The organism is Pseudomonas sp. Pseusp10 (assembly GCF_059492225.1).
Genome location: NZ_CP168528.1, coordinates 3,755,840 through 3,774,245, shown reverse-complemented (window position 1 = coordinate 3,774,245; position 18,406 = coordinate 3,755,840). Strand labels below are relative to the sequence as shown.

Annotated in this window: 15 protein-coding genes, 1 tRNA gene and 1 pseudogene; 8 read left to right on the top strand and 9 right to left on the bottom strand. The window is 60.4% G+C overall.

The window, feature by feature from the left end; all coding sequences use genetic code 11:
- Positions 1-96, top strand: a tRNA-Sec gene (locus ACEN8Z_RS16965).
- A gap of 8 nt (positions 97-104) precedes the next feature.
- Here the strand turns inward: ACEN8Z_RS16965 and ACEN8Z_RS16960 are convergent.
- The 7 genes from ACEN8Z_RS16960 to ACEN8Z_RS16930 form a co-directional block, all read right to left on the bottom strand.
- Positions 105-1,433, bottom strand: a complete 1,329-nt coding sequence (locus ACEN8Z_RS16960; protein WP_495594968.1) for an OprD family porin — start codon at positions 1,431-1,433, stop codon at positions 105-107.
- Between the two features lie 171 nt (positions 1,434-1,604).
- The gene (locus tag ACEN8Z_RS16955) at positions 1,605-2,258 is read right to left on the bottom strand and encodes a hydrolase (RefSeq protein ID WP_495594967.1); all 654 of its coding nucleotides are present in this window, start codon (positions 2,256-2,258) and stop codon (positions 1,605-1,607) included.
- Between the two features lie 264 nt (positions 2,259-2,522).
- Entirely contained in the window at positions 2,523-3,590 is a 1,068-nt protein-coding gene (locus ACEN8Z_RS16950; protein ID WP_495594966.1) for an alpha/beta fold hydrolase, read from the bottom strand.
- A 164-nt stretch (positions 3,591-3,754) separates the two neighbouring features.
- Positions 3,755-5,113: an ATP-binding protein gene (locus ACEN8Z_RS16945; protein ID WP_495594965.1), complete on the bottom strand. Its 1,359-nt coding sequence runs from the start codon at positions 5,111-5,113 to the stop codon at positions 3,755-3,757.
- Entirely contained in the window at positions 5,089-5,754 is a 666-nt protein-coding gene (locus ACEN8Z_RS16940) for a response regulator (RefSeq protein WP_442098199.1), read from the bottom strand. Before ACEN8Z_RS16940 ends, ACEN8Z_RS16945 begins: the two co-directional genes overlap by 25 nt.
- Before the next feature lie 85 nt (positions 5,755-5,839).
- Entirely contained in the window at positions 5,840-6,274 is a 435-nt protein-coding gene (locus tag ACEN8Z_RS16935; protein ID WP_008000889.1) for a hypothetical protein, read from the bottom strand.
- 27 nt (positions 6,275-6,301) lie between these two features.
- The gene (locus tag ACEN8Z_RS16930; protein ID WP_495594964.1) at positions 6,302-7,066 is read right to left on the bottom strand and encodes a COG4705 family protein; all 765 of its coding nucleotides are present in this window, start codon (positions 7,064-7,066) and stop codon (positions 6,302-6,304) included.
- Positions 7,067-7,481: 415 nt separating this feature from the next.
- On the opposite strand from ACEN8Z_RS16930, the pseudogene ACEN8Z_RS16925 reads away from it, so the two are divergent.
- Positions 7,482-8,334, top strand: a pseudogene (locus ACEN8Z_RS16925) (IS5 family transposase).
- Between the two features lie 144 nt (positions 8,335-8,478).
- On the opposite strand, the gene ACEN8Z_RS16920 reads toward ACEN8Z_RS16925, so the two are convergent.
- Positions 8,479-8,829, bottom strand: coding sequence for a hypothetical protein (locus tag ACEN8Z_RS16920; protein ID WP_495594963.1), 351 nt, complete (start codon positions 8,827-8,829; stop codon positions 8,479-8,481).
- Between the two features lie 527 nt (positions 8,830-9,356).
- Between ACEN8Z_RS16920 and ACEN8Z_RS16915 the strand changes: the two genes are divergently transcribed.
- Positions 9,357-9,998 (top strand): DUF1826 domain-containing protein, encoded by a 642-nt coding sequence (locus ACEN8Z_RS16915; protein ID WP_495598144.1) that lies wholly within the window; start codon positions 9,357-9,359, stop codon positions 9,996-9,998.
- 581 nt (positions 9,999-10,579) lie between these two features.
- On the opposite strand, the gene prpR is transcribed toward ACEN8Z_RS16915, so the two are convergent.
- Positions 10,580-12,544, bottom strand: coding sequence for a propionate catabolism operon regulatory protein PrpR (prpR, locus tag ACEN8Z_RS16910; RefSeq protein WP_495594962.1), 1,965 nt, complete (start codon positions 12,542-12,544; stop codon positions 10,580-10,582).
- 204 nt (positions 12,545-12,748) lie between these two features.
- Here prpR and ACEN8Z_RS16905 point away from each other — a divergent pair, with 204 nt between their 5' ends.
- The 5 genes from ACEN8Z_RS16905 (at position 12,749) to ACEN8Z_RS16885 (ending at position 17,888) form a co-directional block, all read left to right on the top strand.
- Positions 12,749-13,807, top strand: coding sequence for a phosphotransferase family protein (locus tag ACEN8Z_RS16905; protein ID WP_495594961.1), 1,059 nt, complete (start codon positions 12,749-12,751; stop codon positions 13,805-13,807).
- Entirely contained in the window at positions 13,804-14,160 is a 357-nt protein-coding gene (locus ACEN8Z_RS16900; protein ID WP_495594960.1) for a DUF6285 domain-containing protein, read from the top strand. Before ACEN8Z_RS16905 ends, ACEN8Z_RS16900 begins: the two co-directional genes overlap by 4 nt.
- Positions 14,161-14,211: 51 nt before the next feature.
- Positions 14,212-15,384 carry an acyl-CoA dehydrogenase family protein gene (locus tag ACEN8Z_RS16895; protein ID WP_495594959.1) on the top strand — a complete coding sequence of 391 codons (1,173 nt, stop codon included), beginning with the start codon at positions 14,212-14,214 and terminating at the stop codon, positions 15,382-15,384.
- Complete coding sequence (locus tag ACEN8Z_RS16890; protein ID WP_495594958.1) at positions 15,384-16,151, top strand: SDR family NAD(P)-dependent oxidoreductase; 768 nt, start codon at positions 15,384-15,386, stop codon at positions 16,149-16,151. Before ACEN8Z_RS16895 ends, ACEN8Z_RS16890 begins: the two co-directional genes overlap by 1 nt.
- A gap of 84 nt (positions 16,152-16,235) precedes the next feature.
- Positions 16,236-17,888 (top strand): AMP-binding protein, encoded by a 1,653-nt coding sequence (locus ACEN8Z_RS16885; RefSeq protein ID WP_495594957.1) that lies wholly within the window; start codon positions 16,236-16,238, stop codon positions 17,886-17,888.
- The last annotated feature ends 518 nt before the right edge of the window (positions 17,889-18,406 follow it).

Here is an 18,406-nt window from a genome sequence, read left to right as displayed (position 1 = left end):
GGAAGGCAATCGCGCCCGGTGGCGCGGCCGGGCTTCAAACCCGGTTGGGGACGGCATCCGTTCCCGGGCAGGTTCGACTCCGGCTGCCTTCCGCCACATTCCGTTCAGAACGGCCCGAAGTTCAACGGGTACTGGATGACCACGTAAACCCGGTCGATGTCATCGCCGGCCTGGGCCGCGTTCGCCCGGTGCGATACGTGGGACAGTTGCAGCGACAAGCCCTTGGCCGCACCGGACTGCACGACGTAGTGCAGGTCGATGTCTCGCTCCCAGTGTTTGCCTCCATCGCCTTGTTGCGGCACGAAGGTGCCTGTCGCCGCGTCGAACGGGTTGTAGGCCCCGCCTTGTGGTGCATGGGTGCCGTCGATCTGGTCGCCGGTGACGTAACGGGTCATGAATTTGAGCCCGGGAATCCCGTAGGGCGCCAGGTCCAGGTCGTAGCGTGCCTGCCACGAACGTTCATGGGCGCCGTTGAAGTCGGCATACTTGATCGAGTTGGCCAGATAGATGGAATCGCCACCGACGAAATCGAATGGCGTATCGCCGTCGATCTTCTGATAGGCCACGGTGAAACCATGGGCGCCGATCGTGTATCTGCCCGACAGGCTGTACGCGGTGTTGTCGATAGCACCGGCCAGTGCCTGGCCGGTGTCCCGGGTGTGATAGAGGTTGGCGTCAAGGAACACATCGGATTGCTTGTAATGCAGATTGCCGTAGTACTGATGCCAGGTGTCTGTCAGCTCCGAGGCATACAGGGCGCCGCCGACCGGGCTCCGGGTAAACAGGTCGGCACCGAAAAACGAAATGCCACCGGCCTCGGTGTTGGCGCCATAGCCGAAAAAGTTGCCCTTGCCTGAAGCACTGTCCTGATTCTTGAATGCCGTGAAGTGCCCGGCTTGCAGGTTCATGCCGTCGATCTCACGGCTGTCGAGCAGAAAACCGGTGGCGTACTCCGGTTGCAGGCGTTTGTCCGCGGTGTCGAATACCGGGGTTTCGACCTCCATCTCGCCATACGCCAGGGTGGTCTTCGATGCCTTGAGCTTGATCGCGCCGCCACCGCTGGAGTAGTCGCTCTCGCTGCGGCCGTCACTGCCGACCGGCAGCAAACCGGTTCCGGAATGGCCCTTGCCGCCATCGAGTTTGAGTCCCAGAAAGGCATGGGCATCAAGGCCGAAGCCGACCGTGCCCGGCGTGAAGCCGGATTCAAAAGCGCCGATGAAACCTTGCGCCCATTCGGCCTTGTAGCTCTTGCCGGTCGGCGAGGGGGATCGATAGTCGCTGTTCAGATAAAAGTTTCGGCTGAGTACGCCAAGCGTTGCGCCGTTCAGGAAGCCTTGCGCGTCTTGCGACGATTCATCGGCCAGTGCGTGGGTGGCCAACAGATAGAGGCACAGGGCAATTGCCGCCCTGAAGTCTTGCGGGGAAAGGGTCATCAATGGTTCACCACAGGGGCAGCGACTGCGGGTGATGATTCACTGTAGGAGCGAGCTTGCTCGCGATGGTCGTTAACGATAACGCTTGTTTACTGGGTAAACGCGGCGCTCTTGAGACCATCGCGAGCAAGCTCGCTCCTACAGGAGTTCGCCCGCAGTCGCTTGTTTTTCTTAGTGGCCTTCCGACGCACCAAACATGGTCTTGGCGTAGATCAGCCCCAGACCGTAGGCACCACCGTTGGCAATCGAGGTTTTCACGGTTTCGTCGTACGTCTCGCTGCGGGCCCAGTCACGTTGCAGTTCCAGCAGGTATTGCAGCGAGGTCATCGGCCGGGCACCGATCTGGATCATGCGCTGCATGGCCATTTCATGGGCTTCTGTGCTGACGTCGCCGCAGGCGTCGGCAATCACATACACCTCGAAGCCCTGATCAATCGCCGACAACGCCGGGCCAACGATGCAAACGGAGGTCCACAGACCGGCGAGGACAATCTTCTGCTTGCCGATGGCGTTGACTTCCACAGCAATGCGCTCGTCTTCCCAGGTGTTCATGCTGGTGCGATCGATCACCTTGTGTTCCGGGAACACAGCCTTGATCTCGTCGAAGATCGGCCCGGAAAAACTCTTCTCGGCGACGGTGGTGAGAATCGTCGAGACCTTGAAGCCACGCGCTGCCTTGGCCACCAGTGCGGCGTTGTTGCGCAGGGTGACGGCGTCGATCGACTTGGTCGCGAAGGACATCTGCGACTGGTGGTCGATCATGATCAGGGTGTGGTCGGTCGGGTTCAGCAGGGTTTTGCCGGGAACGGCTTTTGCAATGGCCATGACTCTGTCCTTATGGGGGGGAGTGAGGACGTCATGGTTGCGTAGATCGGGTCGGGATTATTGAATCGGTGTGCTGTCTTTGACTCATTGTGATCAAACGGCACAAACCCTGTGGGAGCGAGCTCGCTCGCGATGAGGCCGGCACATCCAGCATTTATCTCGGCTGACACTCAGCCGCCGCCCGGAGCAAGCTCGTTCCCACAGGGTTTTGTGTATGCCATTCACGGTATCCCATGGCGCTATTGTGCGGATGTCAGATCGACCTCAAAGATGATCGGCATCAATCACCGCCTTGGCGAACGCCTGCGGAGCCTCCTGCGGCAGGTTGTGGCCGATGCCGCCGTTGATCAGCCGGAACTCGTATTTTCCGGTGAAGCGCTTGGCATAGTCTTCGGGGGCCGGGTGCGGTGCACCGTTGGCATCGCCTTCAAGGGTAATGGTTGGCACGCTGATGGACGGCGCCGTGGCCAGTTTCTGCTCCAGCGCTTCGTATCGGCTCTCGCCCTGGACCAGGCCCAGGCGCCAGCGGTAGTTGAACACGGTGATGTCGACATGGTCCGGGTTGTCCAGTGCCCTGGCGCTGCGGTCAAAGGTGGCGTCATCGAACGCCCATTTCGGCGAAGCCAGTTGCCAGATCAGCTTGGCGAAGTCGTGGGTGTTTCTCTCGTAACCGGCGCGGCCGCGGTCAGTGGCGAAGTAGAACTGATACCACCACTGCAATTCCGCCTTGGGTGGCAGCGGGTTCTTGCCGGCTGCCTGGCTGCCGATCAGATAACCGCTGACCGAGACCAGTGCCTTGACCCGCTCCGGCCACAGTGCCGAGACAATATCGGCCGAACGCGCACCCCAGTCGTAGCCACCGAGTACCGCTTGTTTGATTTTCAGGGCATCCATGAAGTCGATGACATCACTGGCCAGCGCAGCCGGCTGGCCGTTGCGCTCGGTTTCTACGGACAGGAAACGCGTATCGCCATAGCCGCGCGCATAGGGCATCAGTACCCGATAGCCCTTGGCGGCCAACAACGGCGCGACCTCGTCATAACTGTGAATGTCGTACGGCCAGCCGTGCAGCAGGATCACCACCGGCCCGTTGGCCGGGCCAGTTTCGGCGTACGCCACGTCCAGCAGCCCGGCGTTGACATGCTTGAGCGGGCCGAACGGCAGGGGCACCACCTGCCTGGTTCCGGCAGGGGTCGCCGCTGGCTGCGTGGTGGCGGCCGTTTGCGCGTGGGCTGCGCCGAGAACGCCGAACAGCGTAAGCGCGAGGATCGATGGGCCGACCAGGTGGCGGCGAGTCTTGCCGGTTTTGCAGTTGCTCAGTGCCTTCTTCATGGGATGCCTCCATTACTAGCCATGGGTCAGGGGTTCTGCTTGAGCCCCTTCAAACCTTGCTTGTATTGAAGCGTGGCAACGTATCTGGACTGTGTCGAGTCGCCGGCCAGATGAAAGTCTGTGTATCGCGTTGTTGTATTGACACACTGTGATACATGGGGGATTCAGCCTGAGCCTCTTTTCAACTCGATCGAGACACATAACCCGCTTTTGTCCGTTTCGTCCGAAAAACTCAAGCGCACCCGAGCCCCCGTACGCTCGGCGATGGCCTTGACGATGGACAACCCCAGCCCGGAGCCTGCTTCTTCGGTTCCGATGCTGCGATAGAACGGGTCGAACACCCGCATCTGTTCGTCGGCAGTAATACCAGGGCCGGAATCCTTTACCTGAAGGATCACGCTGTCCTGCACCAGCTCCACCGACAGGTCGACGCGTCCGCCGCAAGGGGTGTAGCGGATCGCGTTGTCCACCAGATTCTTGACCAGGATCAGCAGGTCCATTTCGCTGATGACGACCTGCACGTCTTCGGTACTTTCAACACCGATATCGATGTTCTTGCGCTCCGCCAGTGGCAACAGGTCCTCCAGCACCCGTCGATAGACCTCATGCACCGAAACCGTGGTCGGCGGTCGCTCGGTGTTCGATTGGGCGGCGGCCAGGGCCAGCAACTGATCGATCAGCTTTCTGCTGCGCTCTATGCCTCGCGACAGGGGCAGCAGGCGCTCGACGGCTTGCGTCGGCATTGGCGTGGCTTTCAGTCGCTCGGCTTGCAGGGACAGGGCTGTCATGGGCGAACGCAGTTCGTGGGCGGCGTCGGCGATGAAGCGCCGCTGGGTTTCCATGGACTGCGCAACCCGCGCCAGCAAGCGATTGATGGCCACAACGAAAGGGCGGATCTCGGTTGGCAGATGGTTCTCGTCGATAGGGTGCAGGGCCTGTTTGTCGCGGCGGTCTATGTCATCGGAGAGGGTGGCAATCGGGCGAAACAGCTTGTGCACCAGATCGCTCACCACCAGCAACAGCACCGGAAACAGAATGAGAAACGGCAACAGGCTGCGCCAGGCGCTCTCGCGTGCCTCTTTGTCGCGGACACCGGTTTCCTGGGCAACGACGATGCGCTCGCCCCGGGCGGTAGTCCTGACCAGCGTACGAAAGTCTTCGCCGACGATACTCACGGTCGACAAACCATCGGCCAGCGTAGTGGGGAAGGGCAGCGGGATGACGCTGTCGTCGTTGCTGCCGAGTGCTTTGCTGCTGTCGGCCAGGTACTGCACGATGACCCTGGATTCTTCGTCGTCCCCCGGAATTTTTTCGACCACGGGATAGTGCAGTGTCATCTGCTGCCGATCGAACAGCACCGCCACCTGACGCAAGGTTTCGTCCTGCATTTCGTGGGCTTCGTCGAGGGCGGAGGTGAACGCAAACATCCCGGCCAGCACCGCCACGAGCAGGATGGCCAGCGACAGCGCAACCGACAGCCGTACCTGGACCGAGTCGCTCAAGCGCTTTTTGAAACCATCCATCCCATACCCCTGACGTTCTTGATGACCTGGTTGCCCAACTTGCGGCGCAGCGAATGAATCAGAAACTCCACGGCGTTGCTTTCCACTTCGTTGCCCCAACCGTAAAGGCGGTCTTCGAGTTCGCTGCGAGAGAGGATCGCCCCCGGACGGATCAACAGGGCCTGGAGCAGGGCGAACTCGCGGCTGGACAGTTGCACGTCGGGGTTTTCGGCAGTGCTCGCCTGTTTCGACACCAGGTCCAGCGCCACCACGCCGTTGTCCAGCAGTGACTGGGCGCTCCCGCCGTTACGACGCAGCACGGCGCGCATGCGGGCCAGCAACTCGGCCATGTCGAAAGGCTTGAGCAAGTAGTCGTCGGCGCCACCGTCGAGGCCACGCAGGCGATCGTCGAGGCTGTCCCGTGCGGTGATGATCAGCAGAGGCACCGGGTTGTTGCGGCCGCGAATGCTGTCGAGGACATCGAGCCCGTCCTTGCCAGGCAGCCCGAGGTCCAGCAGCACCAGGTCGTAGGGTTGGGTCTCCAGCGCCGAGAGTGCGGTAAGGCCGTTTTTCACCCAATCGGTCGCGTAGCTCGCATCACTCAGTGCGCCCTGGATGGCGTCTCCGATCATCGGGTCATCTTCGACCAGCAATATGCGCATGTCCCGCTCCGAAAAAATAGGCGCGGCGGTCATGACCGTCGCGCCTGTATTGAAGCACCTGTACCGGCGTTTGTCCGCCCGGTTATTACGCGCCTTTCATCGAATCGAAGGCCTTCATGAGCTCGTCCATGCGGGCCTTGCAATCGTTCTGTTGCGGATTGCTGGCGCGCAACGCGTCGAGCGCGCGGTCAATGGCCTTGTCCACTACATGCCAGTCGCTGGCGGCGCGCGGCTTGATCCCGGCTTCGGCGGAGTCCCAGGCGCTCTCCAGGTCCTTGATGCGGGCTTTCGCACCCGGCAGGTCGTTTTTATCGACGATCGTGGCAACGTCGGCGGCGATGGTGCGGAACTCGGACAGGTCACCCAGTTTTGAACCGGACCGGGTTTGTTCACTCATCGCACCTGAAGTGTTGCCCGCGTTTGGCTTGTCGGCGGGTTTCGAGCAGCCGGCGGCGATACCGAGCAGGAAAATCGACGAGACAATGGCGACGTGGCGAATGATGTGTTGAAAAGGGCGCATGACGATTCCTTGATGGACTAATAAACGTTATTGAGTGACGAGTTTGCGGTTGCCGACGCTGATCTGCGCGACCGCGACCAGCAGGACGATGACGCACAGGAAGATCGCGCTGGTCCAGGTAGCGCCCATACCGAGGCCACCGTAGGTCTTGGACTGGGTCAGCAAGTCGCCAAGAGAAGCACCGAACGGACGGGTCAGGATGTAGGCGATCCAGAAGGCCAGTACCACATTGGCACCGATGCGCCAGGCCACCAGCGTCGCGGTGAGCAGCGTGGCGAAAATTACGGCGCCGAGGGTGAAACCCAGTCCCAGTGCTTCGGTGGCCAGGTCGCCGGCTGCCGTACCGAGGGCAAAGGTGCAGAGCACGGTCGTCCAGTAGAACCATTCCCGGCGTGGGGTGACGATCTCGCGGATCGACAGGTTGTGTTCCACCCGGTACCAGACGAGAAAATTGAGTGCCAGCAAGACTGAAAACACGGCGGTGCTGGTGTACAGGCTGACGTCGAGAACGTCGGTCAGGATATCGGTGAGCTGCGTCCCGACGATGCTCACCAGCACCACGGTCAGCCAGTAGATCCAGGGCGAGCAGGCTGTTTTGCGCATCTGTATGAACAGCGCAATGGCCAGCAATGCCGCCATGCCGAGGCTGGTCCAGCCCAGGCCGAGGCCGGCATCGACAGCGAGGAAGTCCGCGCCGGTTTCACCCACGGTCGTGGACAAGATCTTGATCACCCAGAATGACAGCGTCACCTCGGGTACTTTGTTGAGCCATCCGGCTGTAGCGGGTTTCATGGGAGGTGCCTCTCCTGTGCAGCGCAGGAATTGCGCAAGGGAGACGATACGGATCGAAACTTAGCTGAGACTGAGGGGAGGGACGTCGTCCGGTTTTCTGCCACGGACTTCGAGGTTCGAGTTGACTTCAGATGAACAAAACCTGCTTTATCACGAAGCATTTCAAGTAATGGAACAGGGCGTCCGGCAAAGGTAAAAGCCAACTCATCTAAAGCACTATTTAGTCGAGTTATGTTGCTAAACGCTGCGAAAATATCGATAGCGTGACAGTAAAGCACTGCCGTATGGAGCGAGGTGAAAGTGACTCAAAATGCCATGAAAACTAGGCTCTGTACGAAATCAGCTGAAACTCATTTGAACCCGGCAATCGTCGGGACTCAGTAAAGTCCGCGTCCATCAAAGGCAGGAGCCCACGATGGCCAAACGGTACGAACTTCCCGACGCAGCCTGGGATTTGGTTGCAGACATTTTCAGTGAACCCCGCCGGAACGGACGCCCACGGGCAGATGATCGGCTGATGCTCAACGGCGTGCTCTGGGTGCTCTGCTCGGGCGCTGGCTGGCGCGACATGCCCGAGCGCTTCGGCCCATGGTCGACGGTGTATCAGCGCTTTCGTGACTGGCGCAATCGCGGGGCATTCGACCAGATGCTTAAGCGGCTTCACATTAGATTGAACGAGCAAGGGTTAATTGATCTGGAGACCTGGATGATCGATTCCACGGCGGTACGCGCAACCCGGGCCTCTTCTGGTGCTGGGAAAAAAGGGGGCCTGAAGAACCGCAAGACCATGCCTCGGACGAAGCCGGGGTGGCCTGACGACGAAGATTCACATGCTGTGCGATGCCAATGGCGTACCGCTGAACTTTCTACTGTCCGGTGGGCAAGCCAGCGACATCGCCTATGCACAGCCGCTGCTGGATAACGCTTATATCCCAAGTTTGCGAGGGCGCCCTCGCAAACGCTGCCGATGGTTGCTGGCCGACAAAGGCTATGACGCCGAAGCGTTGCGGCGCTACTGCGACCGCTATCGGATGCAGCCGGTCATCCCGCTGCGCACGATGAAGCGCAAACCCAAGCCGGGATTACCGAGACTGTTTGATCGCCCCAAATACCGACAGCGCAACATCATTGAGCGCATGTTCGGCTGGCTGAAGGAGAACCGCCGCATCGTTACGCGCTTCGACAAGCTCGCGAAAAGTTATGCGGCGATGGTCTCACTGGCTTGCGCCATGCGGTGTTTGAGACAGTACTTTTCGTACAGTGCCTAGGAAAGTAACACGCCACTAGGGAAGGCAATTACTGGGGGGGGGCTTGCTGCTAAACGGTACGCAGCGGCTACTCGTGACGCACTTTGCCCCGTGAGTTTGTGCACTGGAATAACGTCTATCACGATCAGCCGCTAGCTCACGTGATCAGCCTTTGAGGGTGACCGGGCCGTGATCGTCGCAGTGGTTGCCATGTGGATGGTGCAGATGACCATCCACCAGATAGTCCACATGATCACCATGCGGTACCGGCTCATGTCCACAGCCCGGACCATGCACATGGTCCTGAGCATGTCCGGCGCAATGATGATTGGGAGTGCAACGATCGGGGTTCATCGCACTCACCTGCAGACTATGTTCGTCCACATGATCACCATGCATGTGGTGCAAATGACCATCATGCAGGTAGTCGATATGACCATCGTGTTCAATCGCCATATGTCCGCAGCCTGACCCATGACGATGGTCGTGGTTGGGATGCTTGTTGCAGGTGCCCATGCTTGTATCCTCTTAATGTCGGAAACAATCTGTAATCAGGTTAGTCGAGAACCCGACTTGGTGCTTCTATGTCCCAGAAAGTTGCGCAGCGTGTTGTCTGTAAATATCCCCGTAATGCGTGATGCGAGCATTTGACTAGAACCTCACCTTTCAGGCGCAAGAAAGCCGACTTGGACAGATCGCAATGACTGTCGAGGAAATAGCCGAGCACCTCGTCAATCAGAGATGGAGACAACTCCTGGTGTTTAAGCCTTTCCAGCACAAGCTACAGGCGCGACAAATCGGAACAGCATGAACACCTCACACAACACGCCTGGGAAAGATTTCAAAATGGTAAGTGGTTAGGTCGAAGAAAAGTAATATTGAGATCATTGGTTATGATATAACATGTTATTAGGATCAACCTTCAACCGTCGACGAATGCACTGCCTTTGCCCGATATCACTGCCCAGGACGCCGCAGAGGCCAAGGCGCTGGCGTTGGTCGGTCATTCGTCGCCTTTGCTCGATCAGAAGAGGTACAGCGTGATGTTGGCGCCTGCGTTTAATTCCTTGCCCCGCCAGGTAGCGGGTGCGGACCCGATTACTTTGACTGAGGTACTGCTCGATGAGGTGAATCTAGCCGTCTGGCAGAGAACCTTGTCTCACCCCGTCGAACACTTTGCGCAGGCTCTTCTGAGCAGAGGAGAGCCACTTTCAGAAAGCTTCATGCTTGAGGTCAACGATGAGATCGAACCGGATCTGAGTCAGCTTGCGCGGGCCTATTGCAACCTGGAGGGTTATGAGCAGTTTCTTGCGGATGTATCCTGGTTGGTCGGCGCCTACAGCTGCCTGCTGGGAGCGCAGCGCGTGGGCGTTCGATTGCGCGCACTGGATCGAAGCATGTGCCCACGCTTTCACGTTGACCATGTTCCAGTCCGGTTGATCACCACGTATGTCGGCGTGGCAAGCGAGTGGTTGAGCGAGGGGGGCATGTCCCGCTCGAGATTGGGTGACTCCGCCGCCGAACCGCACGACCCAGCATTAATTAACCGGTTGCGACCTGGTGATGTGGCCCTGTTAAAGGGTGAGAAATGGCTGGGTAACAAAGGTGCTGGAATCATCCACCGGTCGCCACAACCACCCGAGGGCATGCGCCGCTTGATATTGACCCTGGACTGGTTGAGCTAAGACGGATTTCAACCAGCTTTCCTCTGCACCTCACTCCGACTGCTTCATGGCCACCTGCAATCAGGTCGTGCCGTGCTGTGAGTGCCGACAATAAAACTTGAACAGACAGAAAAATGAAATCGACTACTCTCGCCTCGCTCGGCAACAAGAGCAGGCTACTGGCCAGGGCCGTGAGCAGAGCGCTGTTCAGGTTCGACAGGCGCATCGCCGGGTGTGGCGCCAGCGAATGGGCGGCAGGGGGGGCTTCAGCGCGGTGATCGCGCGCTGCGGGTGGGTGATAGGCATCGGTACTGATCCGTGATTCAGGGCGACAAGACACGCAGAAAACCGCAGACGCCTTGGCGCCTGCGGCATTCATGCGCAGCTACGAGGATGGCGTTGGCTTCCTTAGGGCCTTGCAGGTAACGGTCAAATTCAAGGCGAAAGGGCGTTGCTGAGATGGCCACGAGACGATTCATTCAATGCGAGGCTGGGACAGAGCTCACACAGCTGAGCTACTTATCCCAAGCCAGGATCGACAATCGGCCAAAGCGAATGCAAGCCAGTGGTCGCACGACTTAACGCTGCCGGCAGAAGACTGTTTATTGCTTTGCTTCGCCGGCGCTTCGCAGCCGCCGCCACAAGGTGGTGCGGCTGATGCCTAGGCGGCGCGCTGCCTCGTCCAAATTGCCGTGACAGCTTTCCAGTGTTTCCTGGACGTGGCGCAGCTGTGCTGCCTTACCGATCGTGTGCAAGTCCGTTTCTCGCGGCTTTCTTTTCCGGCCGGGCGATAAGAAGGATTCTTCGCACAGTTCAGGGAGCACACGCGCCAAGTACTGTACGTCCAACTCGTCGTTGTGGAGGAGTTCAGGTGTCGAGAGCATGGCGCGTTCGATCACGTTCTCGAGTTCACGGACATTGCCTGGCCAAGTGTAGCGCTCCAGGTAAGGCAACAATGCTGCGGGCAAGACCGCAGCGCCTGCCGGCTGGCCTTGGACCAGCAGACGCTGGCTGATGCTGCGGCTAATCTGGGCGATATCTTCAGGCCGTTCTCGCAATGGAGTGGTTTGCAAGCGAAGGATGTTCAGCCGGTAGTACAGGTCGGTGCGAAACTCGCTCGCTTGCATGGCTGCGTGTAAATCCTGATGAGTGGCCGCGATGATTCTTACGTCGATGGAAATCGGTTCGGTGCCGCCCAGCCGCAGGACTTCACGCTCTTGTAACACACGTAGCAGGCGTGTCTGCAGCGAGACAGGCATGTCTCCGATCTCGTCGAGGAAAAGCGTGCCGCGATGCGCAGCCTCCAACAATCCCGGCTTGCCGCCTTTGCGCGAGCCGCTAAAGGCGCCTTCCTCGTAGCCGAACAATTCGCTTTCCAGCAGCGACTCGGGAAACGCAGCGCAGTTGATGGCGACGAAGGGGCCCTGCCAGCGTGGGCTCTCGTTGTGAATGCCTTGGGCCAGCAATTCCTTGCCCGTGCCACTTTCACCGGTGATCAGGATGGTCGATTGGCTGGCGGCGAAGCGCTTAGCCAGTTGCAGCATTTCACGATTGGCCTTGCTGTTGCCGTAGAGTTGTTCGAGTCGGTAACGGGCGGTGAAAGCACCTGGGCGGCGGGTGGAGCGAATGCGCTGGTCGGCCCGCTGAACAGCGGTGGTGTCCTGGCAGGTCAAGACCAGGCCTGTACGTTGACCGTTTTCCAGAATTGGTAGCAGGTTGCTGACTACAGCATGCGAACCTAGCCGGATCACCTGGTTTTCCTCGCCCGTGCCATTCTGCAATGCCTGCTGCAAATCCAGCTCCGGGCACAGCTGCTGCAGCGGGCGGCCAAGGACGGCACTAATCGGCAGCTCCAGCAGTTGAGCAAGGGCCGGGTTGAGCGATTGCACCACACCTTGGTTGTCGACCGCCGCCACTCCAGCAGGAATGTGTTGCAGCACTGCATTCAAATGCCGACGTTTGGCGATCTCGGTGCGTTGACTTTCGAGGATGCCCAAAGCTTCCTCTAACGCCTTGCGTGCAGTGTCCTCGCTCAGCGACAGAACACCGTGCAAACCAGCCTGTTCTGCCAGCTCCACGACCGTCGACGAGCCAATTATGCTACGGCAACCCAGCTGAGCTGCCTGCTGGACGGCCTGGCGGGCTTCCTCCAGGGAATTGTAGGTAGCCTGGTGAACCTGCACGGTGAATAGCGCGGCCATGTCGTGCAGATCCTGGTTGATGTGGCTGTAGCTGAGCACGGCCACCTGAGAAGAAAAATCGCGGGCCTGCCCCAGCGCCTTTAGCAAGTCACCGCCGCCAACGCGCATCGTCAGTACTGGGCGCGTCAGGTGCTTACGCAGGTAGGCAGCCGTAGCTCCAGCGCATACGAACACGTCAACCTTGCCAGCCTCCTCCAGTTCGCGGGCGGTCTGCAGCGCTTCAGTCACAGAGGTATCAAGCACTTCTATATGGGTGTTGGGGTAGTCCGCCGCGAGCCCGTTCACTACATGGGCGAGTCGACTCTGTAGCGGCGGGCGCTCCAAGTGGCTGATCAGCACGACGACCTGCGAGGCCGGAGAGTCCATGACAAATCCTGTTTCAAGTTTGAAATGTTTCAATACTGAACTAGCACATCGCAAATATGCAACAAACCGAATGCCTGTCGCCCATCGGTAGAAAGTGTCGAATGCACGCTGTCCGCGGTCTGCAGCTAATTGTTGAAGAGTTGGCCCAGGCCTTGCTCTCCGGGTTCTGCCAACTCAGAAACCAAAGGCAGGGCATACAGACCCATGAGCAGTTCTTCAGCGATTACTCTGGCCAGCGATACGTTCGCGGCCACGACTGACAATCACCGTCTGGTCGACTTCATCCGCGAGCAAGCCACGGCAACGGGGGTGGTCATCCAAGCGCGCAAGCGCCTGAGCGGCGGGGCCATTCAGGAAAACTGGCTACTGGACTTGGTAATAGAGGGCGGACCTTGGGCCGGCAACCGGCGTTGGGTGCTGCGTAGCGACGCAATTTCAGCGCTTCCCGCAAGCCTCGACCGCGAACAGGAGTTCGCCGTTTTGCAGGTGGTCCATCAGGCAGGTGTGAAAGTGCCACAGCCGCTCTGGCTGTGCCGTGACCTCCGCGTCCATGGGCGGGTGTTCTTCCTGATGGAGTATGTGCCGGGGATCGCCGCCGGACGACTGCTTAGCGCCGGTGCCGAGGCTCGGGGCAACACGCAGCTAGCTGCGCAGTTGGGCGCCAACCTGGCGCGTTTGCATGAGGTCCGCCCGCCGTGCGCAGCTCTGGACTTCCTGCCAGTTCCGGACAGCTCACCGGCCTTGGTGACCATCAATGCCTATCGCCGCTACCTCGACACCCTCACCGATGCCTATCCGGTGTTGGAGTGGGGGTTGCGCTGGTGTGAGCTACATGCGCCGCGCAACAGCACCCTGTGCTTGCTGCATCGCGACTACCGCACGGGCAACTACCTGGCCAGCGAGCAGGGGTTGGAGGCGGTGCTCGATTGGGAGTTCACCGGCTGGGGCGACCCTTACGAAGACCTGGGTTGGTTTACCGCCCGATGCTGGCGGTTCACCCGTCCAGATCTCGAAGCGGGTGGCATCGGCCGGCTGGACGATTTCCTGCATGGCTACCACGAGGTGTCTTCTGTACGCATCGAGCGCAGCCAGCTGCACTACTGGCAGGTAATGGCCACTCTGCGTTGGGCGGTAATCGCTCTGCAGCAAGGGCAGCGTCACCTGTCCGGTGAAGAACCCTCCCTCGAGCTGGCATTGACTGCACACCTGCTGCCGGAACTTGAGCTCGACATCCTGCATATGACCGGAGCCGACGCACCATGACCCAACCGAATGCCCATGAGCTTTTAGACATTGCTCGCCTGACGCTGCTGGAGCAGGTACTGCCAGCGTTGACCGCGGAGCTGCGTTACCCAGCACTGATGATCGCCAATGCCATGGCCATAGCTGCGCGCGAAAGCCGCCTGGGCCGCCAGGTCGACGATCAGGAGCAGGCGCGGCTGACCGCTTTGGTTGATGAGACGTCATCGACGTTGCCCGAAACACGCCGCCAACTGGTTCGCGCTATTCGCCAGGGTAGCCATGACGCCCCGCAAAGCCACCGCACCCTCGTCCAGACATTGCACCAAACGACCCTCGCTCGATTGGCGATCAGCAACCCGAAGGCCTTGCCCTGAACGGCGTCAGCCCCCCCATTCCCCGATCAACAAGAATCAAGAAGGACAGCCATGAACTTCACTCTCCCGGACGACCTACTGGCATTGCAGGCCAAGACTCGCGACTTCATCGCCGAACAGGTGATCCCGTTTGAGAACGACCCGCGCCAGGACGGCCACGGTCCCAGCGACGCACTGCGTCAGGATTTGCTGGCCTGCGCCCGCGCCGTCGGGCTGCTGACACCCCACGCCAGCCGCGAAATGGGCGGCTTGGAGCTGAACCACGTGGCCAAGGCTATCGTCTTCGAAGAGGCCGGCTACTCGCCGCTGGGCCCGGTGGCATTGAATATTCATGCCCCGGACGAGGGCAATATCCACCTGATGGACGTGGTTGCCACCGAGGCACAGAAGGACCGCTGGTTGCGTCCGCTGGTCCAGGGTCGTACTCGCTCGTGTTTCGCCATGACTGAACCTGCGCCGGGCTCGGGCTCCGATCCGTCGATGCTGCGCACCACCGCTATCCGCGACGGCGATGACTACCTGATCAACGGCCGCAAATGGCTGATCACTGGGGCCAAAGGTGCCGACTTCGGCATCATCATGGCGCGCATGGAAGATGGCACGGCCACCATGTTCCTGACTGACATGCAGCGCGACGGCATCATCCACGAGCGTCAGCTGGATTCGCTGGACAGCTGCTTCACCGGTGGTCATGGGCAGCTGCGCTTCGACAATCTTCGGGTTCCGGCGAGCGATGTATTGGGTGAGATAGGCAAGGGCTTTCGCTACGCCCAGGTGCGTCTGGCGCCCGCGCGACTGACCCATTGCATGCGCTGGCTTGGCGCCGCGCGCCGTGCCCACGATATCGCCTGCGACTATGCGCGCACCCGCGACGCCTTCGGCAAGCCCTTGGGTGAACACCAGGGCGTGGGCTTCATGCTGGCCGACAACATGATGGACCTGCACGTAGTGCGCCTGGCGGTTTGGCACTGCGCCTGGGTGCTCGACCAAGGCCAGCGTGCCAACGTCGATTCGAGCATGGCCAAGGTGATCAGCGCCGAGGCCCTATGGCGGGTGGTCGATCGCTGTGTCCAGGTACTGGGTGGGCGCGGGGTGACCGGAGATACCGTGGTGGAGCGGATCTTCCGTGACATTCGTCCGTTCCGCATCTATGACGGCCCGAGCGAAGTGCACCGCATGAGCCTGGCGAAGAAACTCCTCGACCAGCGCCTGGGGAGCCAATGATGCAACAGAACCTTGCACGATTGTTCGCCCTTGACGGGCACCGCGTCCTGGTGACCGGCGCCTCTAGCGGCCTGGGTCGACACTTTGCCATGACCTTGGCCGCCGCAGGCGCGGAGGTGGTGGTGACCGCCAGGCGTCAGGCGCCGCTGCTGGAGCTGGTGGAGGCCATTGAGGTGGCGGGAGGTCGCGCTCGCGCCTTCGCCCTCGATGTGACCTGCCGCGACGATGTCTGTCGGGTGCTCGATGCGGTCGGCCCGTTGGATGTACTGGTCAACAATGCGGGGGTAAGCGACAGCCAGCCCTTGCTGGCCTGTGACGATCAAAGCTGGGACCGCGTGCTCGACACAAACCTCAAGGGTGCCTGGGCTGTAGCCCAAGAGAGCGCCCGGCGTATGGTCGCTGTGGGGAAGGGCGGAAGCCTGATCAATGTCACCTCCATCCTCGCCAGCCGCGTAGCCGGCGCCGTTGGCCCTTATCTCGCGGCCAAGGCCGGTCTGGCGCACCTGACCCGCGCCATGGCACTGGAGCTGGCTCGCCATGGCATTCGGGTGAACGCCTTGGCGCCAGGCTACGTGATGACCGATCTGAATGAAGAGTTCCTGGTGAGTGAGGCCGGGGAAAAGTTGCGCTCACGTATCCCCGGCCGACGCTTCAGCCTCCCGGCGGATCTGGATGGCGCCTTGCTGCTGCTCGCCAGCGATGCCGGACGAGCAATGAGTGGCGCCGAGATCGTGGTCGATGGCGGCCATCTGTGCAGCAGCCTGTAACGCGCCCCGGCGCAAAAACAACAAGAAGCAGGAGGTGTTTATGTGCGTGCAATACCTGAGCAATGTATTGATGGAGTGGCTGCCATGATGATTTCGACACTCGAACACGACCTTGCTCCAAACGAAGCCAACCATGTGCCGCTGTCGCCACTATCGTTTCTCAAGCGTACCGCGCAGATTTATCCGCAGCGTGATGCGGTGGTCTATGGCAAGCGCCGCTACAGCTACCGCCAGTTGCACCAACGCAGCTGCGCCCTGGCCAGTGCACTGGTGCGGGTCGGCGTGCAGCCGGGCGAGCGGGTGGCGATATTGGCGCCAAACATCCCGGAGATGCTCGAAGCCCACTATGGTGTGCCCGGTGCCGGGGCGGAGCTGGTGTGCATCAACATCCGCCTGGAGGCGCGCAGCATCGCCTTCATCTTGCGTCACTGCGCGGCCAAGGTGCTGATCTGCGATCGCGAGTTCGGCGCGGTCGTCCATCAGGCGCTGGCCATGCTTGAGTCACCACCGTTGCTGGTGGGTATCGACGATGATCAGGCCGAACGCGCCGACCTGGCCAGCGATCTGGACTACGAAGCATTTCTCGCTCAGGGCGATCCCGAACGGCCGCTGAGTGCGCCGCAAAACGAATGGCAGTCGATCGCGATCAACTACACATCAGGCACCACCGGCGACCCTAAGGGAGTGGTCCTGCATCACCGTGGCGCCTATCTCAACGCCTGCGCCGGGGCGCTGATTTTCCAGCTGGGGCCACGCAGTGTGTATCTGTGGACGTTGCCGATGTTCCACTGCAACGGCTGGAGCCATACCTGGGCGGTAACACTGTCCGGTGGGACTCATGTATGCCTGCGCAAGGTCCAGCCAGACGCGATTCACGCCGCCATCGCCGAGCATGCGGTCACCCACCTGAGTGCCGCCCCGGTGGTGATGTCGATGCTGATCCATGCCGAGCACGCCCGCGTGCCTGCCGCGCCGGTATCTGTGATCACCGGCGGTGCCGCGCCGCCCAGCGCGGTCATAGCAGCAATGGAAGCGCGTGGTTTCAGCATCACTCACGCCTACGGTATGACAGAAAGCTACGGTCCCAGCACATTGTGCCTGTGGCAACCGGGAGTCGACGAGTTACCGCTGGAGGCCCGTGCCCGGTTCATGAGTCGCCAGGGCGTCGCCCATCCGCTACTCGAGGAGGCCACCGTGCTGGATACCGACACTGGCCACCCTGTTCCGGCCGACGGCCTTACCCTGGGCGAATTGGTGGTGCGTGGCAACACGGTGATGAAAGGCTATCTGCACAATCCGCAGGCCACCCGCAGCGCGCTGGCAAACGGCTGGCTGCACACGGGCGATCTGGCCGTGCTGCATCCGGATGGCTATGTGGAAATCAAGGACCGGGCCAAGGACATCATCATTTCTGGCGGCGAAAACATCAGCTCACTGGAAATCGAGGAGGTGCTTTACCAGCACCCCGAGGTAGTCGAAGCGGCGGTGGTGGCGCGTCCGGATTCACGCTGGGGCGAGACCCCTCACGCGTTCGTCACCCTACGCGCTGAGGCGCTGGCGACGGTCACGGCGGACGACCTGATACGCTGGTGCCGTGAGCGCCTGGCGCATTTCAAGGCGCCGCGGCATGTGTCACTCACGGAACTGCCCAAGACCGCCACCGGCAAAATCCAGAAGTTCGTCCTGCGCGAGTGGGCCCGGCAACAGGAGGTGCAGACCGCCGGCGCCGGACATTGATCGACCTGCTGCACCACAGACCCCATAAATCAATGCAGTTTTGATGGTTGCGCTGGCCTTGGCATCGCCGCCTCGGCCAGCTTCCGGATGCTGTCCCCGTCTCTGCTCTGGCGAGGGCTGAAGAGAGGTGACAGGTTGGCGGGTGGATGCGTCTCGGAGCCAGCGGAGTAAGAGGTCATTAAAGCGCAAGCGGCCGCTGTCGAGCGAATGACAGCGGCCGCGTGACATGTTCATTGAATCTGCTCGTCTCTCAACGCGTGCAAGGAGGAGCTGCCATTACGTAGGCAGCGAATACCTGGCTAGTAGCCCCTGAAAATGTCCCTGATGCTGACAACCGGATGCCCCGAGTGTTGTGCTGTCCCGCGGTTGACGAGGGAAGGTTTGGGGGCGAGAAGGGCACTCAAGAAAATGGCCAGCGTCAAAACGGCCAGTAGAAAACCAAATCGGCGCATATGATCCTCCAGCGGTATTTTTATAGTTGTTACCTTGGAACCTGATCGGAGAGAAGGCGCATTCAG

Coding starts and splice junctions, on each gene's coding strand:
- ACEN8Z_RS16900 (WP_495594960.1), top strand. CDS start 13,804: ATGACCCAACCGAATGCCCATGAGCTTTTAGACATTGCTCGCCTGACG.
- ACEN8Z_RS16940 (WP_442098199.1), bottom strand. CDS start 5,754: ATGCGCATATTGCTGGTCGAAGATGACCCGATGATCGGAGACGCCATC.
- ACEN8Z_RS16950 (WP_495594966.1), bottom strand. CDS start 3,590: ATGAAGAAGGCACTGAGCAACTGCAAAACCGGCAAGACTCGCCGCCAC.
- ACEN8Z_RS16930 (WP_495594964.1), bottom strand. CDS start 7,066: ATGAAACCCGCTACAGCCGGATGGCTCAACAAAGTACCCGAGGTGACG.
- ACEN8Z_RS16890 (WP_495594958.1), top strand. CDS start 15,384: ATGCAACAGAACCTTGCACGATTGTTCGCCCTTGACGGGCACCGCGTC.
- ACEN8Z_RS16915 (WP_495598144.1), top strand. CDS start 9,357: ATGTTGGCGCCTGCGTTTAATTCCTTGCCCCGCCAGGTAGCGGGTGCG.
- ACEN8Z_RS16905 (WP_495594961.1), top strand. CDS start 12,749: ATGAGCAGTTCTTCAGCGATTACTCTGGCCAGCGATACGTTCGCGGCC.
- ACEN8Z_RS16920 (WP_495594963.1), bottom strand. CDS start 8,829: ATGGGCACCTGCAACAAGCATCCCAACCACGACCATCGTCATGGGTCA.
- ACEN8Z_RS16945 (WP_495594965.1), bottom strand. CDS start 5,113: ATGGATGGTTTCAAAAAGCGCTTGAGCGACTCGGTCCAGGTACGGCTG.
- ACEN8Z_RS16935 (WP_008000889.1), bottom strand. CDS start 6,274: ATGCGCCCTTTTCAACACATCATTCGCCACGTCGCCATTGTCTCGTCG.
- ACEN8Z_RS16960 (WP_495594968.1), bottom strand. CDS start 1,433: ATGACCCTTTCCCCGCAAGACTTCAGGGCGGCAATTGCCCTGTGCCTC.
- ACEN8Z_RS16955 (WP_495594967.1), bottom strand. CDS start 2,258: ATGGCCATTGCAAAAGCCGTTCCCGGCAAAACCCTGCTGAACCCGACC.
- prpR (WP_495594962.1), bottom strand. CDS start 12,544: ATGGACTCTCCGGCCTCGCAGGTCGTCGTGCTGATCAGCCACTTGGAG.
- ACEN8Z_RS16895 (WP_495594959.1), top strand. CDS start 14,212: ATGAACTTCACTCTCCCGGACGACCTACTGGCATTGCAGGCCAAGACT.
- ACEN8Z_RS16885 (WP_495594957.1), top strand. CDS start 16,236: ATGATGATTTCGACACTCGAACACGACCTTGCTCCAAACGAAGCCAAC.